The following is an 18,014-nucleotide window of genomic DNA, read 5'->3' on the forward strand; positions in this document are numbered from 1 at the left end:
TTATCTCTCAACACTTCCACAATGTGCATAATCCTCTAACAATAAGATATTACAAATATGATTTAATTATTTGTATAATATTATCCTTAGTATATTGGGTATATTTAACAGGCGTATTTGTATATGTAATTCATTTACGTAATCTTGGTGAAGTTAGAATCGGTGATATTGCTTTTATTATGTCCCTTACTTTTTTAGTTACTGAAAATTCTTGGCATTCCACTATGGAACTTAAAGATTTTTTGGAAGATGTGGCCGCTTTTCGCTCAAGCTTTAAAATCATGCAAACCCCGCAAGATATTATAGATAAAGAAAATGCCAGGTCTTTCCATAATCCTTTAGTAAGAATTGCTTACTTTTATTAAACGATATAGTAACAAGATATATGCTAGACATAGTTTAAATAAAATTTACCTACTTAGCTAAGAATGCTGCCTTTTATAATCTAACTTAATCAGAGTTTATTCCTAAATAGTTATATTAGTATATAAGTATTGATTTTAAACCTGCTTTAAAGAAAAAAGTTACATCCCTAAGGCTTTTTTACCTTTAGATTGTTCTTGTTCAACTGCTTGAGTATGAGATTTGACTTGAGGGATTGCAAGATCGACTACATGTTCATATCTAACGCCGTTTTCAAATAAAACTTGACCGCATTTATTCACCTGAATAACATCTTCTTTAGAGAACTTATTTAAAATAACTTCCGTAATGTCGTAAAGGAATTTCCAAGATAATTCTATTCTTTCTTGTAATGTAAGCTTTTTATTTTCCGGTTTTTGACTATTAAGGGCAACATTTGGTGAATCATCAATATTACCTCCTTCAGTAGGTAATATATTTTTTTTACGTGCTGCTATTTTCTTATACATTAAAAATATTAATAATAATGCTAAGCAACCTATAGCAATTAAAATATGAGTATTAGAATTAGACACTATTTTGCTCTTCCTTGTTGTTGAGTTAAGTTTTGTGTTTTAGAAAGCATCGTAACTACTGCTTTACCTATATTAACTAAGTTAGCTATATCAGGAGCTAGCTTTGCAACTGCTAAGACCGGAGACGGTAATAAGTTAGTTTTTATTGTTAGACTTATAACATTTCCGAGTTCTTTACTTCCTGGTATTACTCCTACTATTTTTTTTATGTCACTTGCAATTTCCATAGCTTTTTCTACGGCTTTACATAAGGATTCTATCTTTTCGCCAAAAGAAGCTTCTGGATTTAATACTTTTAATAATTCTGTTTTAGCTTCATTTAGATTATCCGAAATAGTATTCTTTACAGAGTTTAATTTGTCAATATTTATATGCGGAATTGCATTTTCAATATTACTTTTTAGTTCTGCTATTTTTTCTTCTACTTCATCTTTGTTTTTTGGTATAGCTTTAGCAGCTTTTGCAGCATTCTCTAGTGAAGCTTGGTTATTAGGGTTTTTATTTGCTATTTCAATAATTTTTTGAGGCGGTTCTTTTGATATTTCTGAAATTGCAGCAATGTTCTTGGCTTTTTCATACATGTTTTCAAGCTTCTCATTAGATTTAGCTTCTTCCCTTATTTCTTTTATATCATTATGCAGTTTTGTTATTTTTGGCAATAGTTTTTCAGAGTCAATAAGATTATTTACTTTTTCAAGTATTCCGCTTGTTTGTATAAATATTCCAAGCATCGGTATTTGAGTGGATATAACCCCGACTAATATATTTTCTAATGATTCTATAATTTTTTTAGAAGCTCCAGGATAGAGTTTATCTAATTCTTGCTGAAATTTTAAAACTTGTTCTAAAACGTTTAAACATTTTTCTACAATAATTCCATCAAATAAAAAGATATCTTTTGTTTTTAACTGTTCTTGATATGCTTTCTCAAGTGCTTCAGATAAAGTAGCTAGAGATTCTTGGATTGCCCTATTAAAAAGTTTTTCTATTTTCTCTATATCGATATTTTCAGTGTGAGATAATTCATTTAAAGAATTTTGTAAAATATAAAATAAATGATCTTCTAAATCTTTTACATTCATTTTCAAAGATTTTATAAAACCGTTTAATTTTATTAAAAGTCTTTGTAGTTCTTCTTGTTGTTCTTTATTTAATCCGCTGAAACTAGAAAAATCAATTATAGACATAAAATTTATTATTTTGTTACCAAATATTAATTAATCTTAAAGCTTTATAACCGTAAAATAAAATGTAAAATAGTTATCATTGCCCTTGAGATTAATTTTTGTTATATTACGTGTTAACATTGCTACAATAGATTTATATTGTTTTATTGGGATATAGGTATATTCTTGAAAGATTAAACTAATCTAACTAACATATTATCAATTATTCAAAAAATTATGCGTAAATTAACTACATTTATTATCACATTATTACTAACCGGTTCGGCTGTCGCTGTTGATTTGCAGGAAGCTTTAACTGAAGGATATAAGAATAATGAGGATCTGAAAGCTGCTAGAATTAAGTTTTTGAATGCGATTGAGCAGTTCCCTCAAGCTTTCTCAGGATTTATGCCTAGTGCCGGAATAAAGATTGAAAGAAGTAATAGTAAAACCAAATATAATAAAAAATATGCAGATAGGCTTGGTCTTACTCCAAGAGAGACAGATAGCAATCAAGGTGCATTAACAATTGAGCAATCATTATTTAGCGGTGGTTCTAGTGTTGCGGCTCTTAAAGCTGCTCAATCAGGGTTTAGAACGTCACGAGGCGAATATTATGCTGGCGAACAAAAAATATTATTAAATTTAATAACTGCTTATCTTGATTGTTTTGAGAGCAAAGAGAAATATGATATTTCTGAAAGTAGGGTTCGTACTAACATACAACAAGTTAACACTGTTGAAGAGAAATTAAGACTAGGGGAAGCAACGGTAATAGATATGGCAACTGCAAGAGCAGGGCTTGCAGCGGCAGAAACAAATAAACTAGTTGCCTATGCCGATTTTCAAGGAAAAAAAGCAAACTTTATTAGAGTATTCGGAATAGATGCTACTGATATAACTATGCCTAATTTACCTGATAGATTACCTGCTTCATTAGATGAGTTAACAAGAAAAGCCGCTAAGTTAAATCCTGATATTGATTCGGCAAGACATAATGTAACTTCGGCGAAAGCTTTGGAAATGGTGCAGAAAGGAAAATTATTGCCGCAAGTAAGCGTAAAGTTGCAATCAGGTAGAACTAACTATAATCCACAAGATCCAGTTGTTCAAAATATAAACAATAAAAGCTATACTACTATTCTTTCGGTAAATATTCCTATTTATCCTGAAGGAGGAGCTCAATATTCAAGAATCAGATCAGCTAAAAACCAAACAAGAAATAGTGCAGTTCAGCTTGAAAGTGCGATAAAGCAGACACAAGCGGGTGTTGTAAGCGTGTGGGAAGGATTTGAAGCGGCAAAATCTCGTATTGTTGCAGCTAATCAAGGTGTGGAGGCCGCACAAATATCATATGACGGTACGGTGCAAGAGGAAATAGTCGGCTCCAAAACTATACTCGATGTTTTAGATGCTGAGCAAAAATTGTATGAAGCAAAAATAACTCGTGTGGATGCGTATAAGAATTCAGTACTTGCGGCATATCAAATGAAATTATTAACCGGCGAGCTAACGGCTCAAAGTTTAAAACTTAAAGTAAAATATTTTAGTCCTGAAGAAGAGTTTAAGACTATTAAAAAGAAAATGTTTATAGGTTTTTAATGTGAGTAAGGAAAATAAAAAGAACCAAGATATGTCTGTAGAAGACATATTAAAATCGATTAAAGGAGTAATTAACGATCGTAAAAATCCTATTTATGAAAATGATAGTGAAGATGAAGATATATTAGAGCTAACGGAAATAGTAAATCAAGATGAGGAAGAAAAGTTAATATCAACTAAATCTGCTGAAGCGGTAGGTAATATTTTTAAAAATTTTACCGATACTATTAAAGATAAAAAGCTGGATAATAATATCTCATCTAAAAATGCACTTGAAGAATTAGTCGTCCAGATGTTAAAACCGGAACTTAAAGCTTGGCTTGATAAAAATCTACCTGTACTTGTTAAAGAGTTAGTAGAATTTGAAATAAAAAAATTGGTGCAGAATAGTAAGAGGTAGGAGAGTGAATTATTGTCACCCCGTGGCTTGTAACTAGGTCCATGCAAACAACTTGTAGTAGTCAATTTTACTGGATACCGTGGTCAAGCCACGGTATGACAGGATAAATAAGGAATTATCATGTTAAATAAATTATGTAAGATATTATTTTTTATCAATCTGTTATTGGTTGCAGTGCAAAGTTATGCTTCGCCTCCGCCCTTACCGCCATCATTACCGGCTGCCGAAATAGATACTAAAGATAAGGATGTTAGCTCTAATTCCGATATTTCTTTTTTTGATAAATTTAAGCAATTTTTTAGTAAATCAAAAAAGAAAAATATCCCCCCTAAACAGCCAAATGAACAAACTAAATCAGCTCCTCAAGAAGAGCCAAAGCTAGCTTCACAAGAGCATACTGAAGCTGATGCGTCTGAACCTTTTATAGATACCGGTAATACGGCGTTGCCTAGTGTCACCGCAAGTAATGAACATGAAAATAGTACAAATTTAGCTTCTCATGATAACACACCGGATATACAAGTTACCCAACAAGAACCTAATGAATCGGAAACATCTGAACCTTTTATAGATATTGGTAGTGCAAAGTTACCTAGTGCTACAAGTAATGAAATACATGAGGAAGAAGTTGCTTCTAATGAGCATAAAGATACAAATTTAGCTTCTAATATTATAGCTCCTAATGTACTGAGACCGATAGTATCTATGCCTCCGGCTCAAGCAGGAAGTTATGTAGTGCCTCCGCAGCGACCGGTGCAAATATATAAACCAACCAATTTGCCGCCTGTGCATAGGCCTATTCCGCTTAATCCTCCGCCTGAGGCTAATAAAGAGGAAGAAAGCGTAGCACCGATAGCACCGCAATCTATACCTAATATGCCAGCTGTTTCTCCGTCTGTGGTTAGCCCGCCGGTAATCCAAGATACTACTACTACCCCTAGTACTATGCCGACAACGGTACCTCCTGCAGAAACTCCAGCAGTACCTAGTAATGTACCTGCACCTCCGGTAATGCCTACAAATCAACCTTCTACACAGCCTATAACACCTCCTAGCCCAAATACACCCGTTACTACTCCGTCTAAAGTAGTTCCTACAACTGATTCTTCGGCGGAAATAAATAACTCGCAAGAGACATTTGTTGCTGTTTCAGATGTCCCAAAAAAACAAGATTGGAATACTCCGCTTATACCAGTTGTTGTAGTGAAGCCGAATCAACCTCAGACTTTAGAGAAGCAAGTCAATAATAATAAAACTACAAATAATCAAGAGAAATCACCTCCGGTAAGTACTCCAAATGTCACGATTCAAAAACAAGATAATAAGGTGAATAATGAAACCTCGGAATCGATAACAAAATTCGTTAAAGATGAAACACAAATGTTACTTTTACCTGATGATGATATAGTTCTTGGTAAACTAACAGAGCAAGCGACTTTAGAGCAGATGGATATGTATGCATATATAGAGCTGTTCCAAAAGAAAGAAGAATGGATAGCAAGTGCTGAAAGAAGAAAAGTTGTAGAGAGTTTTATTAAATATGATAATGATATAAATAAAAAGAAAGATATTTATGCCAATCTATCTTATTGTAAGGCAGTAGATAATGCTTTTAGAGCAGTTGATAGAAGCAATCTTTTTGGGTTGCGTGCGTTACTTGACGTTTATCCAATATTGCAAGAAAAAAGTAGAAGCGGTGAAACATTACTAACTGCTGCTATTTATAACGATAATTACTATTTAGCAAAATTTTTGGTCATACGAGGTATTAAAATCTCTACTCTAAATGATGAATGCCAATATCCGTTAGATATTGCGTTAGCTCAAGGAAACGCTAACATAGCTTGTATGTTAATCAAAACTAAGGGGTATAACTAACAATATTGCTCGCATAATTGTCATTCCGCGAGCTTGTATAGCGGGATCCAGTCTTTTTTAATTGTTTTTATGGACCCCGTGGTCAAGCCACGGGGTGACATATGGAATTCGCTCCATACAACAATACTAACAATTTCTTTAAAGCTTAATTGCTTTTCTATATTAAATAGTTTAATTTAGGAAAGAAAATAATTAATTAAATCTCTAATATATGAGCGATTTATTCAGCTTTAACAAAGAAAAGAAAAATAAGCTAGTCGATAATAACTATAGTGCAAAAGATATTGAAGTATTAGAAGGCCTTGAGCCTGTTCGTAAAAGACCGGGGATGTATATTGGGGGTACTGATTCAAATGCTATGCATCATTTAGTATCTGAGGTGCTGGATAATGCTATGGATGAAGCAGTCGCCGGCTTTGCAAGTATCATCACGATAAAAATGCATCAAGATCATAGTATTACTATATTTGATAACGGTCGCGGTATTCCTATTGATAATCATCCTAAATTTCCTGACAAATCAGCTTTAGAAGTAATTTTAACTACTCTTCATTCAGGAGGTAAATTCTCAAATAATGTTTATCATACTGCAGGCGGATTGCATGGTGTTGGAATATCGGTAGTAAATGCTTTATCTAAACATTTAGAAATAAAGGTTTATAAACAAGGTAAATTATATAGCCAAAGTTATTCTAAAGGAGAAAAATTAACTGATTTAATATGTGAAGAAGCATCTAAAAGGCTAAGAGGTACATCAATAAATTTCACTCCAGATCCAGAAATTTTTAGTGAAAAATTACATTTTAATCCTAAAAAGATTTACGAGCTTGCAAGGTCAAAAGCTTATTTATATCGCGGTGTTACTATAGAATGGGAATGCGAAGTAGAAGTACCGTCAGATATACCTAAAAAGGCATTAATAAATTTCCCGAACGGTTTAAAAGATTATTTAAGTTCAAAAATAACTTTAGATAATTTAATTATTCCGGAAATTTTTTCAGGTAATATAGAGTCTACGCCGGACGAGATAAAACTTGAATGGGCGATTTGTTGGCAAAATAATGATAACTCGGCATTTATTCAATCATATTGTAATACTGTTCCGACTCCTCAAGGAGGAACGCATGAGCAAGGTCTTAAGTCGGCTATTTTACGTGGGCTTAAAGCATACGGTGAAATGATAGGAAATAAAAAAGCTGCTAATCTAACTATTGAGGATATTTTAGAAACCGCAAGCGTCGTACTTTCTATTTTTATAGCTGAGCCGTCTTTTCAAGGACAAACTAAGGAAAAATTAGTGTCAAACGGTGTAAGTAAACCGGTTGAGAATATAATAAAAGATCATTTTGACCACTTCCTTAGTAGCGATAAAGCTTTAGCTACTAATTTACTTGAGCATGTAATTGCTATTGCTGAGTTTAGAATAAGTAAGAAAAACGAAAAAAATATTTCCCGTAAAAATGCCACTCAAAAATTACGTTTACCCGGTAAACTTGCTGATTGCACACGAACTTCACCTGAAGGGACGGAATTATTTATTGTAGAAGGTGATTCGGCAGGAGGCTCTGCAAAACAAGCTCGTAATAGAGAAACGCAAGCAGTACTACCGCTATGGGGTAAAGTTCTAAATGTTGCGAGTTCTACGCTTGAGAAAATCGTTAATAATCAAGCAATACAAGATTTAGAAATAGCTCTTGCCTGCGGTAGTTTAAAGAATTATAAAGAAGAAAATTTGCGTTATGAAAAAATAATTATTATGACTGATGCAGATGTTGACGGTGCTCATATAGCTTCGTTATTAATGACTTTCTTTTTTTTACGAATGCCAAAATTGGTAGAAGAGGGGCATTTATATCTAGCTAAGCCTCCGCTTTATCGTTTAACGCAGTCTAATAAAACTTATTATGCAGACGATGAAGAGGAAAAAGCTAGGTTAACGGATAAATTATCGAAAGCTAGTAAAGCTAAAATTGAAGTAGGTAGGTTTAAAGGTCTCGGCGAAATGATGCCTGCACAATTAAAGGAAACTACTATGCATCCGGAAAAAAGATCGCTTTTAAAAGTAACTTTAGAAGATTTTCAAAATGTCGATAAAATAGTAGATGATTTAATGGGTAAAAAGCCGGAAAAAAGATTTCAATTTATTTATGAACAGGCTTTAGTTAAAATGGATAAGATTATTAACGAGTTGGATATTTAAGACAAGGCGTCATTGCGAGCGTCCTTAATGTCACCCTGTGGCTTGACTACGGGATCTTGTATCACAGGCTGTGTCCTAAGACCCCGTAGTCAAGCCACAGGGTGACAAAACACACACATATTTGGAGTATTATGTTATTACGTTTAATTATAACACTATTTTTTATTATAAATTCTATTTGCGCATTTGCAGAAGAAGAAAAAGAAACTGAAAATAAAATATCAAATCAGGAAGCTTATAAGCAATTTCAAGACGTATTTGAACGTATTGAAAAGGATTACGTACAGGTACCCGATAGGCAAAAAATGATAGATGAGGCAATTAACGGTATGTTAAACTCGCTTGATCCTCATTCAAGCTATTATACCGATGAGGATTTAGAAGATATTTTTACTTTTACAAAAGGTGAATTCGGCGGAATCGGTGTTGAAATAATGTATGATAGCGGAGCGATTAAGATAATATCGCCTATTGACGATTTGCCGGCTTTCAAAGCAGGGCTTAAAGGCGGGGATTATATAGTAGGCGTGAATGACGAGTTAGTCTCTACGCTTGGACCTAATAAAGCTATAAAAGAGATGCGTGGTACGCCTGGTACTAAGGTTAAATTGTTGATAATTAAGGAAGAAGAGGCAAAACCGCAAGAGCTAGAGCTTACTCGCGAAATAGTAAAAATCAAGCCGATAAAAGCACATTTAGAAAAAAATAATATTGCATATATACGTATAACTACTTTTAATGAGTCAACAATTTCTGAGCTGAAGGCAGCAGTAAAGAAGTTAAAAACTGAAAGTAAAGATGACCTAAAAGGTATAATTCTAGATTTACGTAATAATGCTGGAGGTATACTAGATCAAGCTATTGCCGTTAGTGATTATTTTATTGATTCCGGTGTAATTGTAACAACAAAAGGTAGAACTACATCAAGTAATAGCGAAACTAAAGCAAATGAGTTTTCGTTAAAAGCTCCCAAAGTACCTATGATAGTTTTAATAAACGGTAATTCTGCCTCTGCCTCGGAAATAGTTGCCGGAGCTTTGCAAGATCATAAAAGAGCAATAATACTTGGCACTAAGTCTTTTGGTAAAGGATCAGTTCAGGCTTTAACGCAAATCAATTCTAGGGCTGCCGTAAAACTCACTATATCTAAATATTACACCCCAAGTGGTCGTTCTATTCAGGCAGAAGGAATAGAGCCTGATATTTTAATTGAGCCGGCAAAAGTCGAATATCCTGAGGTGAAAAAAATAGATAAGCGTTTTTCAGAAAGTTCTTTAAAAAATTACTTAAAGAATGATAATGAAAAAAATAAAGATAATTCATCTAAAAATAAAGATAGCAAAAAAGAAACAAAAGCCAAAAATAATAAACAAGAAGAGAATGAATTATCAGAATTATACAAAAAAGATTATCAATTTGCTCGTGCTTATGATGTAATTACAGGGTTGATTATTAATAAGAAACTGGAAACGAAAGAGAAAGTTAAACAAGAAGATAAGTAGAGAGGATAATGTCATTCTAGGTTTTGCTGCATGGTTCGATTTTCCTCCTGTCATCCCGCGGCTTGGCCACGGGATCTTATTATTACAGACTGAGTCCTGAGATACCGCTACAAGCTCGCGGTATGACATTAAAGGTGACTGGATTCCCGCCTACGCGGGAATGACATACTGAACGTTCGTACAGTAGAGAGGCAAGCCATAGGATGACTTGAGCTAAAAATAACTACTAGGTCTCGTAATGAACCATAATAAGTATATAGTAAGATTGTCATTTATTATATTATTTCTTAATATTGTCATAAATATGATGTTTTATCGTTATTTTATGATAAAAGAAATGATAGTAAAACAAGTGGCTTTGGAACATACTAAAATTGTGGAACTTTACACTGATAATATTTGGAATACTCATCAGAACGTAATCAGTAAATTACATAAATTCGATTATTTAAAACTATTACAAGATCAAGATTTTATTAATTTTGCAAAGATTACCGCTCAATGGTTCACCAATCTTAATATTAATATTTCTCTCTACGATCTCAAAGGTAATAAATTCATCACTAGTAATATGTTACATATGTATAGTGTAGACAATTATAAAGATGATAGCTTGGTTGAGATATTTACTGCAAAAATCGATAAATTTTTTTTGAAATCCTTTACTTCAAAAGCTCCGCTTCGGGATGCTTTTGAAGGTATTACAAGTCATATATTATTACCAAGGGTAGTAATAGAAAATGAAAGTGATTTAACAGTGGAAGAAGCTTCTTTTGTTACTAGCTATATCCCTGTTATAGATAATAATTTAGATTTTCCCGTAGATGCAGTATTTGAGATTAATACTAATATTACCAGCCAGTGGCAAAATATAACCTCTCTTGAGCAAAAAGTTTTTATAACTTTTATCATTATTTTTATAATATTCTGCACTATAATTATTAGTAATACTAACTATGCTAGACAAATTATTGAGGAGCAGCTTGAAACAAATAGAAATTTAAAAGATCAAATAGTAAAAGTAGAAAAAACCAGATCTTCAAATACAAAGTTTTTTGCTAATATTAGTCATGAATTGCGTACACCACTTAATGCTATAATAGGCTTTTCGGAAATTCTTATGTCGGAAAGAGATGCAGAAAAAAGTAAAAATTATATTAAAGATATAAATGATGCTGGTAAACATTTGCTTAGTATGATTAATGATATTTTAGATCTTTCTAAAGCTTCTGCCGATAAATTAAAAGTAGATAGCATAGATCTTGATTTAAATAAATTAATTAGTTCTTCGTTGATACTTGTTAAGCCTCGTGCCGATCAAGCCGAAGTAGCTTTAATTAGTAAATTACCGAAAGAACATGTTGTTATAAAAGCTGATCCAAAGAGGCTAAAACAAGTATTCTTAAATCTTTTATCAAATGCCGTGAAATTTACAAATTCCGGAGGAAGTGTTACTATTGCACTTGAAAAAGATGAGTTAGCAAAATTAGTATATATAAAAGTTATAGATACTGGTATCGGTATTGAGGAAAAAGATATCCCAAAAACTTTATCGGCGTTCGGTCAAATTGATAGTAAGCTTAGTCGAAAATATGAAGGTACCGGGCTTGGGCTGCCGCTTACTAAAAAGCTGGTTGAACTTATGAACGGTAAATTTGATTTGCAAAGTAAGATAAATGAAGGTACCACCATAACAATAACTTTTACATATGATGGTAGTATAGAGATATAAACATTGCCTAAAAAGAATTGTTTGAGATAGAATGCCTATATGTCATTCCCGCGTGGTATTGTTGCGTAGATCGGTAAAACCCACTGTGTCACCCCGTGGCTTGACCACGGGGTCCATAAAAACAACAAAAAATACTAATAATTTTAGTATTTTTAACTGGATCCCGTGGTCAAGCCACGGGATGACAGAGGTGAAGTTGGTCCACGCAACAACGCCTTCCCGTGTAGGCGGGAATCCAGAAAAATTGTCTTATATATTGGTAAAAATTACATACTTGATAAAATAAACATATAAAAATAAGTTTTTTATATGTTTTACTGGATTTCCGCCTACGCGGGAATGACAATAAGGTCTTTATTAAGTGTTGTATAAAACAAAAGCACCTTTTTAGGTAATTCCGAAATATAAAAAATTGTGTGGAATATTAAAAATTTTTTGGTATTATAAAAAAATTATAAATTTTTAATAAATATATGAAGCTTATTATCTTATTATTTACTTTTTTATTTTCTATGTTTTCTTTTGGAGAAAGCGAAACTATTAAAGGAAAGCCTTTAAAATATGCAGCAAATAATGATTTTGAAAATAGACTAGATGAACAGGAACAAGAAATCAGAAGGTTAATCGGTAAAGTTGAGGTTTTACAGCATAAAATTGATATGCTAACGCAGAACTCAAATATTCTAAATCAAGAAGAAAATACTGAAGTTTTAGAAGCCGGTGATTCAAAAAAACAAGATGTTTTTGATATAGCTTTGCTTAAAGATATGCCAGATAATGCTCCTAAAAAACCTATTGCGGTTAATAAGGATATAGCTCCTGATAAGCAAGCTTACGATTTGGCTCTTGCTGTTTATAAAGATAATAAACTTACTGAAGCAAAAGATAAGTTTAAAAATTTTATCCAAAAATATCCTAACAGTTTGCTAATTAGTAATGCTTATTTCTGGTATGGGGAATGCTTTTTTAAACAAAAAGACTATAACGGAGCAGCGGTTAACTATTTAAAAGGCTATAAAGAGTCGCCGAAAGGAGCAAAATCTTCCGATGGGTTATTGAAGTTAGCACTTTCCTTAGGCGAGCTAAAAAAGACGACAGAAGCCTGTAATATGCTTGCTAAGCTTGATAAGGAATTTCCAACTAATAGAACTGCCGTATCCAAGAAAATGGCAGAAGATGCTAAGATTAAATTTGGCTGTAAAAATAAATAAAAATAATAAAATATGACTGATATTTTGGATGAAGTACTGAGTGATCAAAATGAAGAAAAAAGGTTAATTTTTTTCAAAAAGCTTTTACCTATAATAATAATCATTTCTATAATAGCTATTACTATAATGGTTGTTATTAATAATAATAAAGATAAAAGAGTTAAAAATAACCAAAAAAATGGAGATATTCTTGTTAAGACTGTTGGTTTAGAAGCAACAAAAGATAATGAAGAATTAGCTTTTAATACTTTAGAGAATTTAGTTACTACTAGTAATACTAAAATAAAAGAAATAGCTGCATTAGAACAAGTAGCCATAAAGATTTCGGAAAAAAAATATTCAGAAGCGAAAGACCTGCTTAATAAAATTATTGAAAATAAAGAATATTCCGAAATTTCTACTTCTTATGCACGTATTTCATGGTGTGGTCTTGTTATTGATGATCAAAATCTAGATATTCAAGATAAAGAAAAATTGACAAAATATTTAAACTATTTTGATGACGAGAAAAAACCTTTTTGGGCTACGGCAATTATCATAAAAGCTATGTGGGATATTAAGAATAATATGAAACCGCAAGCAGAAAAAAATCTAAAAAATTTATTAATTTCAAATAATGTATCTGATCTAATAAAAGATCAGGCTAAAGCATTGCTTGTAAATTTAAATAAATAATAATTTGTATTTAAGGAAAAATATGACAAAAAAAATAGTACTTCTGTTGTTACCTTTTATTTTAATTTCATGTAACGGGCTTGGACCAAAAAGGGTAAAAAATATTGTTGAGTTGACTCCTAAATTAGCAATTCAGACTAATGAGCCTATATATTTAGATTCTAATGCAAATATATATACATTTAATGCAAATATGCTTAAGAATAAACAGTATAGTTTTGCTAGAAGCAAAACAATTACTGAGCCGATTTTTATAGGCGATATGATTTATGCATTAGATATTAGATCGAATATTTCTGCATTTTCTATAGAGAAAAATAAGATTATTTGGTCTTATAATTTAAGTAGACATAAAAAAGATAATTATATAGGCGGCGGAATTTTGCACCATAACGGAAAATTATACGTAACATACGGTTCAAGGCTGTTAGTAGTACTAGATGCAAAATCAGGTTATGAAATAATTAGAAAAGAACTTCCGGATATTATTAGAATTAAGCCTATTGTGCTAGATGATAATACTGTCTTAGTGCAAACTATCAGTAATCAAACTATTGCTTTAAATGCAGAAACTTTAAAAACCGTATGGGAACATGAAAGCCTAGCGGAAGTTTTATCTGCTAGTTATTTTATGACGCCGATAGTACAGCATGATAATGTAATAGTAACTTATAATTCAGGTCAAGTACTTGCCTTAAATATAAAAAACGGTGAAGTAAAATGGAATTTTGAGTTTGCAAATCTTAATGATCGTACAGCTATACCGAATTTTGACGAATCAAGTATTTTATGTACTCCCGTTCATGATAATATGAATCTGTATATAGCAACCGGTCTTGGTAAGCTTATTAAGCTTAATATAGCAACCGGTAGTGTGATCTGGCAGGTAAATGCCGAGGATATTCAATCAATGTCTTTAATCGGTAATAGCCTATTTGTAACAAATAATGCTAGACAAATAGCAGCATTTAATCCTGAAACAGGGAAAGTAAAGTTTGTAGCTGATTTAAATGATGGAAAAGATCCTAAGAAACTAAAATCTGCTACTTTTTTAGTACCTTTTGTTGGAGTTGATAATAACAATAAGCGAAGTTTAAATGTTATTTCCGTTAACGGTGTTTTATATAGTTTTGATGTTGATAATAATGGATTAAACATGATACCTAATATTGTCAAAATTATAAAAAATATTCGTTATTATGGGCTAATGGCAAATAATAATTTATATTTTTCTACCGATAGAAAAATAATATTCGGAAGTAAATAAATTATATTTAACTTGACAGATAGCGGGTATTAATGCTATTAAATATATTTCTTGATTCTTTAATTTTAAATTCTAATTAAAATAGATACTATTGTGAAAACTTACTCGGCAAAGCCATCAGAAATTGAAAAGAAATGGTGGGTCATAGACGCAAAAAATATTGTACTAGGACGACTCGCTAGCAGAGTTGCTAATATGCTACGCGGTAAGCATAAGCCTAGCTTTACGCCTCATTTAGATTGTGGTGATAATATAATCATAATAAATGCAGAGCATGTAAAATTAACAGGTAAAAAAGCGAATCCCAAAGACGGAAAAATATATTACAGACATACAGGATTTCCAGGTGGGATAAAAGATACTACGGCAGGTAAAATCTTAAGCGGTAAACACCCTGAGAGAGTTATTAAAATGGCCGTAAAAAGAATGATTACAAGAAATACTTTAGGTGCTAAGCAAATGAGTAATTTGTATGTTTATGCAAATGGTGATCATCCTCATATGGCACAGCAACCCACTGTTTATGATTTTGCAAGCCAAAATCCAAAAAATAAAAAGTAATAGAATATGACCGAGTTAAAAATTAAAACAGAAAAAGTAGAAAAGCAGTTAACTAAAGAGCTTTTAAAACCGGTATTAAAAACTCCTAAAGAAAAAATAGATAATTCAGGCAAGTTTTATGCTACAGGTAAAAGAAAAAATGCTATAGCACGAGTATGGCTTAAAGTAGGAAAAGGAAAAATAGTTGTTAATAAAAAAACAATAGACCAGTATTTTCCTTCTGAAACTTATGTGAAAACTATCTTACAACCGTTTGTCTTAACAAAAACTATTGATCAGTATGATGTAATTTGTACTGTTAGAGGTGGAGGAATTTCAGGACAAAAAGGTGCTATTTTACATGGAATTTCTAAAGCTTTGGATAAATCTGCTCCGGATTTTCATGCTATTTTGCGTAAAGGCGGTCTTTTAACACGTGATTCTAGGGTAGTAGAGCGTAAGAAATACGGACAACGTAAAGCACGTAAGAAAACACAATTCTCTAAACGTTAAGATATTGGCTATTGTTATTGTTGCGTGGATGCCAAATCGTCATTGCAAGGAGCGAAGCGACGCGGCAATCTAGAAAAATAATAAAAAAATTCTGATTTACAGAATTTTTTTTCTTCCTTGCTTCGTCAATTGCTATGCAATTTCCTCGCAATGACGGATAAAGTCCACGCAACAATGCCTTCCCACGTAGGCGGGAATGACATAAACAAGCCTATACGACAACGCCTATGATCAATTATATAAACACTTCTCCCTTGGCGGGGTAGCTCAGTTGGTTAGAGCGACGGAATCATAATCCGTGTGTCGGGGGTTCAAATCCCTCCCTCGCTACCATTCATTCATCTTTTTGAAAGTTCTATATTAAACTGATTTGAACTTTGTGCTTCGTTGTTTATCGTCTCGTCTATTTAATATCCTCCTGTCTGTCACAAAATTGGGTTGAGTTTACTATAGAACTGTTAACAAAATAAATTTTAAAGCTAATTAAATTACTTTTTGCTACAAATTATTTTGTTAATAATTCCATAGTTTTTAATAAAATTTTGTATAAGATAAATATATAAATAATTAGGTATTGCTTACTAAAGAGAGATGTCATCCTGTGGCTTGGGAACTAGATCCAGTAAAACAACTAAAAATACTAGATGTTTAGGTATTTTTTTTGGATCCTGTGAATAAATCTATAGTACAGGACAGTTTTTGAAAAGACCTCGATATCATCCTTGCAAGGCATTGTCCGTGTGGATCGATTTTACCGCTGTCTCATCCCGTGGCTTGACCACGGGATCCAGTTAAAAATACTAAAATTATTAGTATTTTTTATTGTTTTTATGGACCTAGTTAGCAAGCCACGGGGTGACACAGTGGGTTTTACCGGTCCACGCAACAATGCTTCGTGGGAATGACATAGAATAGAAATTGTCCGGTACTATGTAATAAATCACTGGATGACATTGAGTTTTTTACTATTATCTCTCTTTAGTTAACAATACCAAATATTAGATTTCTTGTATAACATATCTTATAAAGAGGGATTTAAAAGATGCACGGAACACAGAACCGGAACGTATCAAATCTATGTGATGATTCAAGTACTGGATTACCTTTAGAAAGAGGTTATACAAGAAGTCTATTTTATATTAGGTTCTGTGAAGATCTCTAAAAAGATTTGATTTGCACTAAAAAATATCTCAAAATAACAAATCAATTAAAAACCTTTGCAAAGCCTAGGTCCTGTGCACTTTTAATAGAATAATCATAATTATTGCTCTTTTTAGCTGCAAATTATCAGATTTTTTTGAAATATGAATAACTATTCCTTCAAAAATCTTATTAATTTTCGCTTAAAAATATCTCATAATTATAATCATTAATCAAAAGTGCACAGAACCTAGCATTTTATGAAATTGATTTTAACAAGTATATTTATGAGCTTTCTTCCAATATATGCTAAATCCTTACCTAAAGGGTTCGTGTATCTGAAAGATATCGACCCTACAATTATTCAAAATATGCGTTATTATTCAGATGAAAATTTTGTTGGTAAAAAGGTAGATGGTTATAAAGCACCGGAAGCAATTTTAACCATAGAAGCTGCTAAGGCTCTTAAAGCAGTACAAGCTGAGATAAAAAAAGATGGTTATTCACTTATTATATATGATGCATATAGACCGCAAAAAGTCTGTACAACATTTTTTAAGATGGAGCAAAGATAATATTGATCAAAAAAATAAGGAAAGCTTTTACCCATATATAGATAAGTCTAAATGTTTTACACTAGGTTATATAGCTGAAAGATCCAGTCATAGTAGGGGTAGTACTGTAGATTTATCAATAATAAAGCTTCAGAAGGAAGTTAATAATAACCATGAAGTCATTAAGAGAAAATTGAAAGATGAACGTGTTATATCCTATTTAGATGATAATACGGTAGATATGTATACTTCTTTTGATCTATTTGATGAAGCTTCACATCATGACAGTAAATTAATTGATAAGCAATATTTAGAAAAACGTAATTATTTACGTTCTAAGATGCAAAAACATAATTTTAAAGCATGTCAGATTGAGTGGTGGCATTATACACTTGAAGATGAGCCTTATAAAGATCAATATTTTAACTTTGATATAGAATAGACTTCCTGCATAAGTCACTTCTAAAGGTAATTTGTACGTCAATTTGGTACTCGAATCCTCACGTACGCTTGTGTACGCTGCGGTTCGAGGTGAAGTGTCTCCTTCAAATTCCTCTTTATAAGATGACTTATGCAGGAAGTCTAATAAAAAACTATGACAGTATTAAGTGAAAAAAAATGTATTCCGTGTGAGAGCGGTATTCCGCCGCTTGAGAAAAAAGAAATTGATAAGTTATTAGTTCAAGGGAGTGTTGA

General features: G+C 32.2%; 18 protein-coding genes, 1 tRNA gene and 3 pseudogenes. 18 read left to right on the plus strand and 4 right to left on the minus strand.

Features of this window, described 5'->3' with window-relative positions; all coding sequences use genetic code 11:
* Positions 1-365 (plus strand): annotated as a pseudogene (locus SB78_RS10850) (hypothetical protein); the annotation flags it as partial.
* A gap of 159 nt (positions 366-524) precedes the next feature.
* Here SB78_RS10850 and SB78_RS03930 read toward each other — a convergent pair.
* Positions 525-938, minus strand: a complete 414-nt coding sequence (locus tag SB78_RS03930) for a DUF2660 domain-containing protein (protein ID WP_041078826.1) — start codon at positions 936-938, stop codon at positions 525-527.
* Complete coding sequence (locus SB78_RS10095) at positions 938-2,125, minus strand: hypothetical protein (protein WP_041078827.1); 1,188 nt, start codon at positions 2,123-2,125, stop codon at positions 938-940. The genes SB78_RS03930 and SB78_RS10095 overlap by 1 nt, the downstream gene beginning before the upstream one ends.
* A 216-nt stretch (positions 2,126-2,341) precedes the next feature.
* Between SB78_RS10095 and SB78_RS03940 the strand changes: the two genes are divergently transcribed.
* The 13 genes from SB78_RS03940 to rpsI all read left to right on the plus strand — a co-directional run bounded on the left by SB78_RS03940 (position 2,342) and on the right by rpsI (position 15,624).
* Complete coding sequence (locus SB78_RS03940) at positions 2,342-3,706, plus strand: TolC family protein (RefSeq protein WP_041078828.1); 1,365 nt, start codon at positions 2,342-2,344, stop codon at positions 3,704-3,706.
* A 1-nt stretch (position 3,707) separates the two neighbouring features.
* The gene (locus SB78_RS03945) at positions 3,708-4,106 is read left to right on the plus strand and encodes a DUF2497 domain-containing protein (RefSeq protein WP_041078829.1); all 399 of its coding nucleotides are present in this window, start codon (positions 3,708-3,710) and stop codon (positions 4,104-4,106) included.
* 120 nt (positions 4,107-4,226) lie between these two features.
* Complete coding sequence (locus SB78_RS03950; RefSeq protein WP_041078830.1) at positions 4,227-5,984, plus strand: ankyrin repeat domain-containing protein; 1,758 nt, start codon at positions 4,227-4,229, stop codon at positions 5,982-5,984.
* Between the two features lie 211 nt (positions 5,985-6,195).
* Positions 6,196-8,184 carry a DNA topoisomerase IV subunit B gene (parE, locus tag SB78_RS03955; RefSeq protein ID WP_041078831.1) on the plus strand — a complete coding sequence of 663 codons (1,989 nt, stop codon included), beginning with the start codon at positions 6,196-6,198 and terminating at the stop codon, positions 8,182-8,184.
* Between the two features lie 131 nt (positions 8,185-8,315).
* On the plus strand, positions 8,316-9,686 hold the full coding sequence (locus tag SB78_RS03960) for a S41 family peptidase (RefSeq protein ID WP_041078832.1): 1,371 nt from the start codon (positions 8,316-8,318) through the stop codon (positions 9,684-9,686).
* 23 nt (positions 9,687-9,709) lie between these two features.
* Complete coding sequence (locus SB78_RS09680) at positions 9,710-9,850, plus strand: hypothetical protein (RefSeq protein ID WP_158510098.1); 141 nt, start codon at positions 9,710-9,712, stop codon at positions 9,848-9,850.
* Between the two features lie 74 nt (positions 9,851-9,924).
* Positions 9,925-11,418, plus strand: a complete 1,494-nt coding sequence (locus SB78_RS03965) for a sensor histidine kinase (protein WP_041078833.1) — start codon at positions 9,925-9,927, stop codon at positions 11,416-11,418.
* A 31-nt stretch (positions 11,419-11,449) separates the two neighbouring features.
* Positions 11,450-11,704: a hypothetical protein gene (locus SB78_RS10100; RefSeq protein WP_199402765.1), complete on the plus strand. Its 255-nt coding sequence runs from the start codon at positions 11,450-11,452 to the stop codon at positions 11,702-11,704.
* 187 nt (positions 11,705-11,891) lie between these two features.
* Positions 11,892-12,629 (plus strand): tol-pal system protein YbgF, encoded by a 738-nt coding sequence (gene ybgF, locus SB78_RS03970; RefSeq protein WP_041078834.1) that lies wholly within the window; start codon positions 11,892-11,894, stop codon positions 12,627-12,629.
* 12 nt (positions 12,630-12,641) lie between these two features.
* Complete coding sequence (locus SB78_RS03975) at positions 12,642-13,304, plus strand: DUF2659 family protein (RefSeq protein ID WP_041078835.1); 663 nt, start codon at positions 12,642-12,644, stop codon at positions 13,302-13,304.
* 22 nt (positions 13,305-13,326) lie between these two features.
* The gene (locus tag SB78_RS03980) at positions 13,327-14,571 is read left to right on the plus strand and encodes an outer membrane protein assembly factor BamB (protein WP_041078836.1); all 1,245 of its coding nucleotides are present in this window, start codon (positions 13,327-13,329) and stop codon (positions 14,569-14,571) included.
* Positions 14,572-14,664: 93 nt separating this feature from the next.
* Positions 14,665-15,132, plus strand: a complete 468-nt coding sequence (gene rplM / locus SB78_RS03985) for a 50S ribosomal protein L13 (RefSeq protein WP_041078837.1) — start codon at positions 14,665-14,667, stop codon at positions 15,130-15,132.
* 6 nt (positions 15,133-15,138) lie between these two features.
* A complete protein-coding gene (gene rpsI, locus SB78_RS03990) occupies positions 15,139-15,624 on the plus strand; it encodes a 30S ribosomal protein S9 (protein ID WP_041078838.1) in 486 nt (161 codons plus the stop codon).
* Here rpsI and SB78_RS10375 read toward each other — a convergent pair.
* A complete protein-coding gene (locus SB78_RS10375) occupies positions 15,614-15,796 on the minus strand; it encodes a hypothetical protein (RefSeq protein WP_206743493.1) in 183 nt (60 codons plus the stop codon). The two genes, rpsI and SB78_RS10375, sit on opposite strands and share 11 nt — an antisense overlap.
* Before the next feature lie 84 nt (positions 15,797-15,880).
* Between SB78_RS10375 and SB78_RS03995 the strand changes: the two genes are divergently transcribed.
* Positions 15,881-15,957: transfer RNA gene (locus tag SB78_RS03995), tRNA-Met, on the plus strand.
* Between the two features lie 418 nt (positions 15,958-16,375).
* Here the strand turns inward: SB78_RS03995 and SB78_RS08055 are convergent.
* Positions 16,376-16,510 carry a proline/betaine transporter gene (locus SB78_RS08055; RefSeq protein WP_081420941.1) on the minus strand — a complete coding sequence of 45 codons (135 nt, stop codon included), beginning with the start codon at positions 16,508-16,510 and terminating at the stop codon, positions 16,376-16,378.
* Positions 16,511-17,024: 514 nt separating this feature from the next.
* Here SB78_RS08055 and SB78_RS04000 point away from each other — a divergent pair.
* The 3 genes and pseudogenes from SB78_RS04000 to SB78_RS04010 form a co-directional block, all read left to right on the plus strand.
* Complete coding sequence (locus SB78_RS04000; protein WP_052458489.1) at positions 17,025-17,339, plus strand: M15 family metallopeptidase; 315 nt, start codon at positions 17,025-17,027, stop codon at positions 17,337-17,339.
* Positions 17,340-17,559: 220 nt separating this feature from the next.
* A pseudogene (locus tag SB78_RS10855) lies at positions 17,560-17,709 on the plus strand (M15 family metallopeptidase); the annotation flags it as partial.
* Positions 17,710-17,913: 204 nt separating this feature from the next.
* A pseudogene (locus SB78_RS04010) lies at positions 17,914-18,014 on the plus strand (4a-hydroxytetrahydrobiopterin dehydratase); the annotation flags it as partial.

Origin of the sequence: Rickettsia asembonensis, assembly GCF_000828125.2 — a bacterium.
Lineage (GTDB): Bacteria > Pseudomonadota > Alphaproteobacteria > Rickettsiales > Rickettsiaceae > Rickettsia > Rickettsia asembonensis.

What these genes read in the sequence shown, in the direction of transcription:
- SB78_RS10095 (WP_041078827.1), bottom strand. Translation starts at nt 2,125, where the DNA reads ATGTCTATAATTGATTTTTCTAGTTTCAGCGGATTAAATAAAGAACAA.
- SB78_RS03940 (WP_041078828.1), top strand. Translation starts at nt 2,342, where the DNA reads ATGCGTAAATTAACTACATTTATTATCACATTATTACTAACCGGTTCG.
- SB78_RS03950 (WP_041078830.1), top strand. Translation starts at nt 4,227, where the DNA reads ATGTTAAATAAATTATGTAAGATATTATTTTTTATCAATCTGTTATTG.
- parE (WP_041078831.1), top strand. Translation starts at nt 6,196, where the DNA reads ATGAGCGATTTATTCAGCTTTAACAAAGAAAAGAAAAATAAGCTAGTC.
- SB78_RS03960 (WP_041078832.1), top strand. Translation starts at nt 8,316, where the DNA reads ATGTTATTACGTTTAATTATAACACTATTTTTTATTATAAATTCTATT.
- SB78_RS03965 (WP_041078833.1), top strand. Translation starts at nt 9,925, where the DNA reads ATGAACCATAATAAGTATATAGTAAGATTGTCATTTATTATATTATTT.
- SB78_RS10100 (WP_199402765.1), top strand. Translation starts at nt 11,450, where the DNA reads ATGCCTATATGTCATTCCCGCGTGGTATTGTTGCGTAGATCGGTAAAA.
- ybgF (WP_041078834.1), top strand. Translation starts at nt 11,892, where the DNA reads ATGAAGCTTATTATCTTATTATTTACTTTTTTATTTTCTATGTTTTCT.
- SB78_RS03975 (WP_041078835.1), top strand. Translation starts at nt 12,642, where the DNA reads ATGACTGATATTTTGGATGAAGTACTGAGTGATCAAAATGAAGAAAAA.
- SB78_RS03980 (WP_041078836.1), top strand. Translation starts at nt 13,327, where the DNA reads ATGACAAAAAAAATAGTACTTCTGTTGTTACCTTTTATTTTAATTTCA.
- rpsI (WP_041078838.1), top strand. Translation starts at nt 15,139, where the DNA reads ATGACCGAGTTAAAAATTAAAACAGAAAAAGTAGAAAAGCAGTTAACT.
- SB78_RS04000 (WP_052458489.1), top strand. Translation starts at nt 17,025, where the DNA reads ATGAAATTGATTTTAACAAGTATATTTATGAGCTTTCTTCCAATATAT.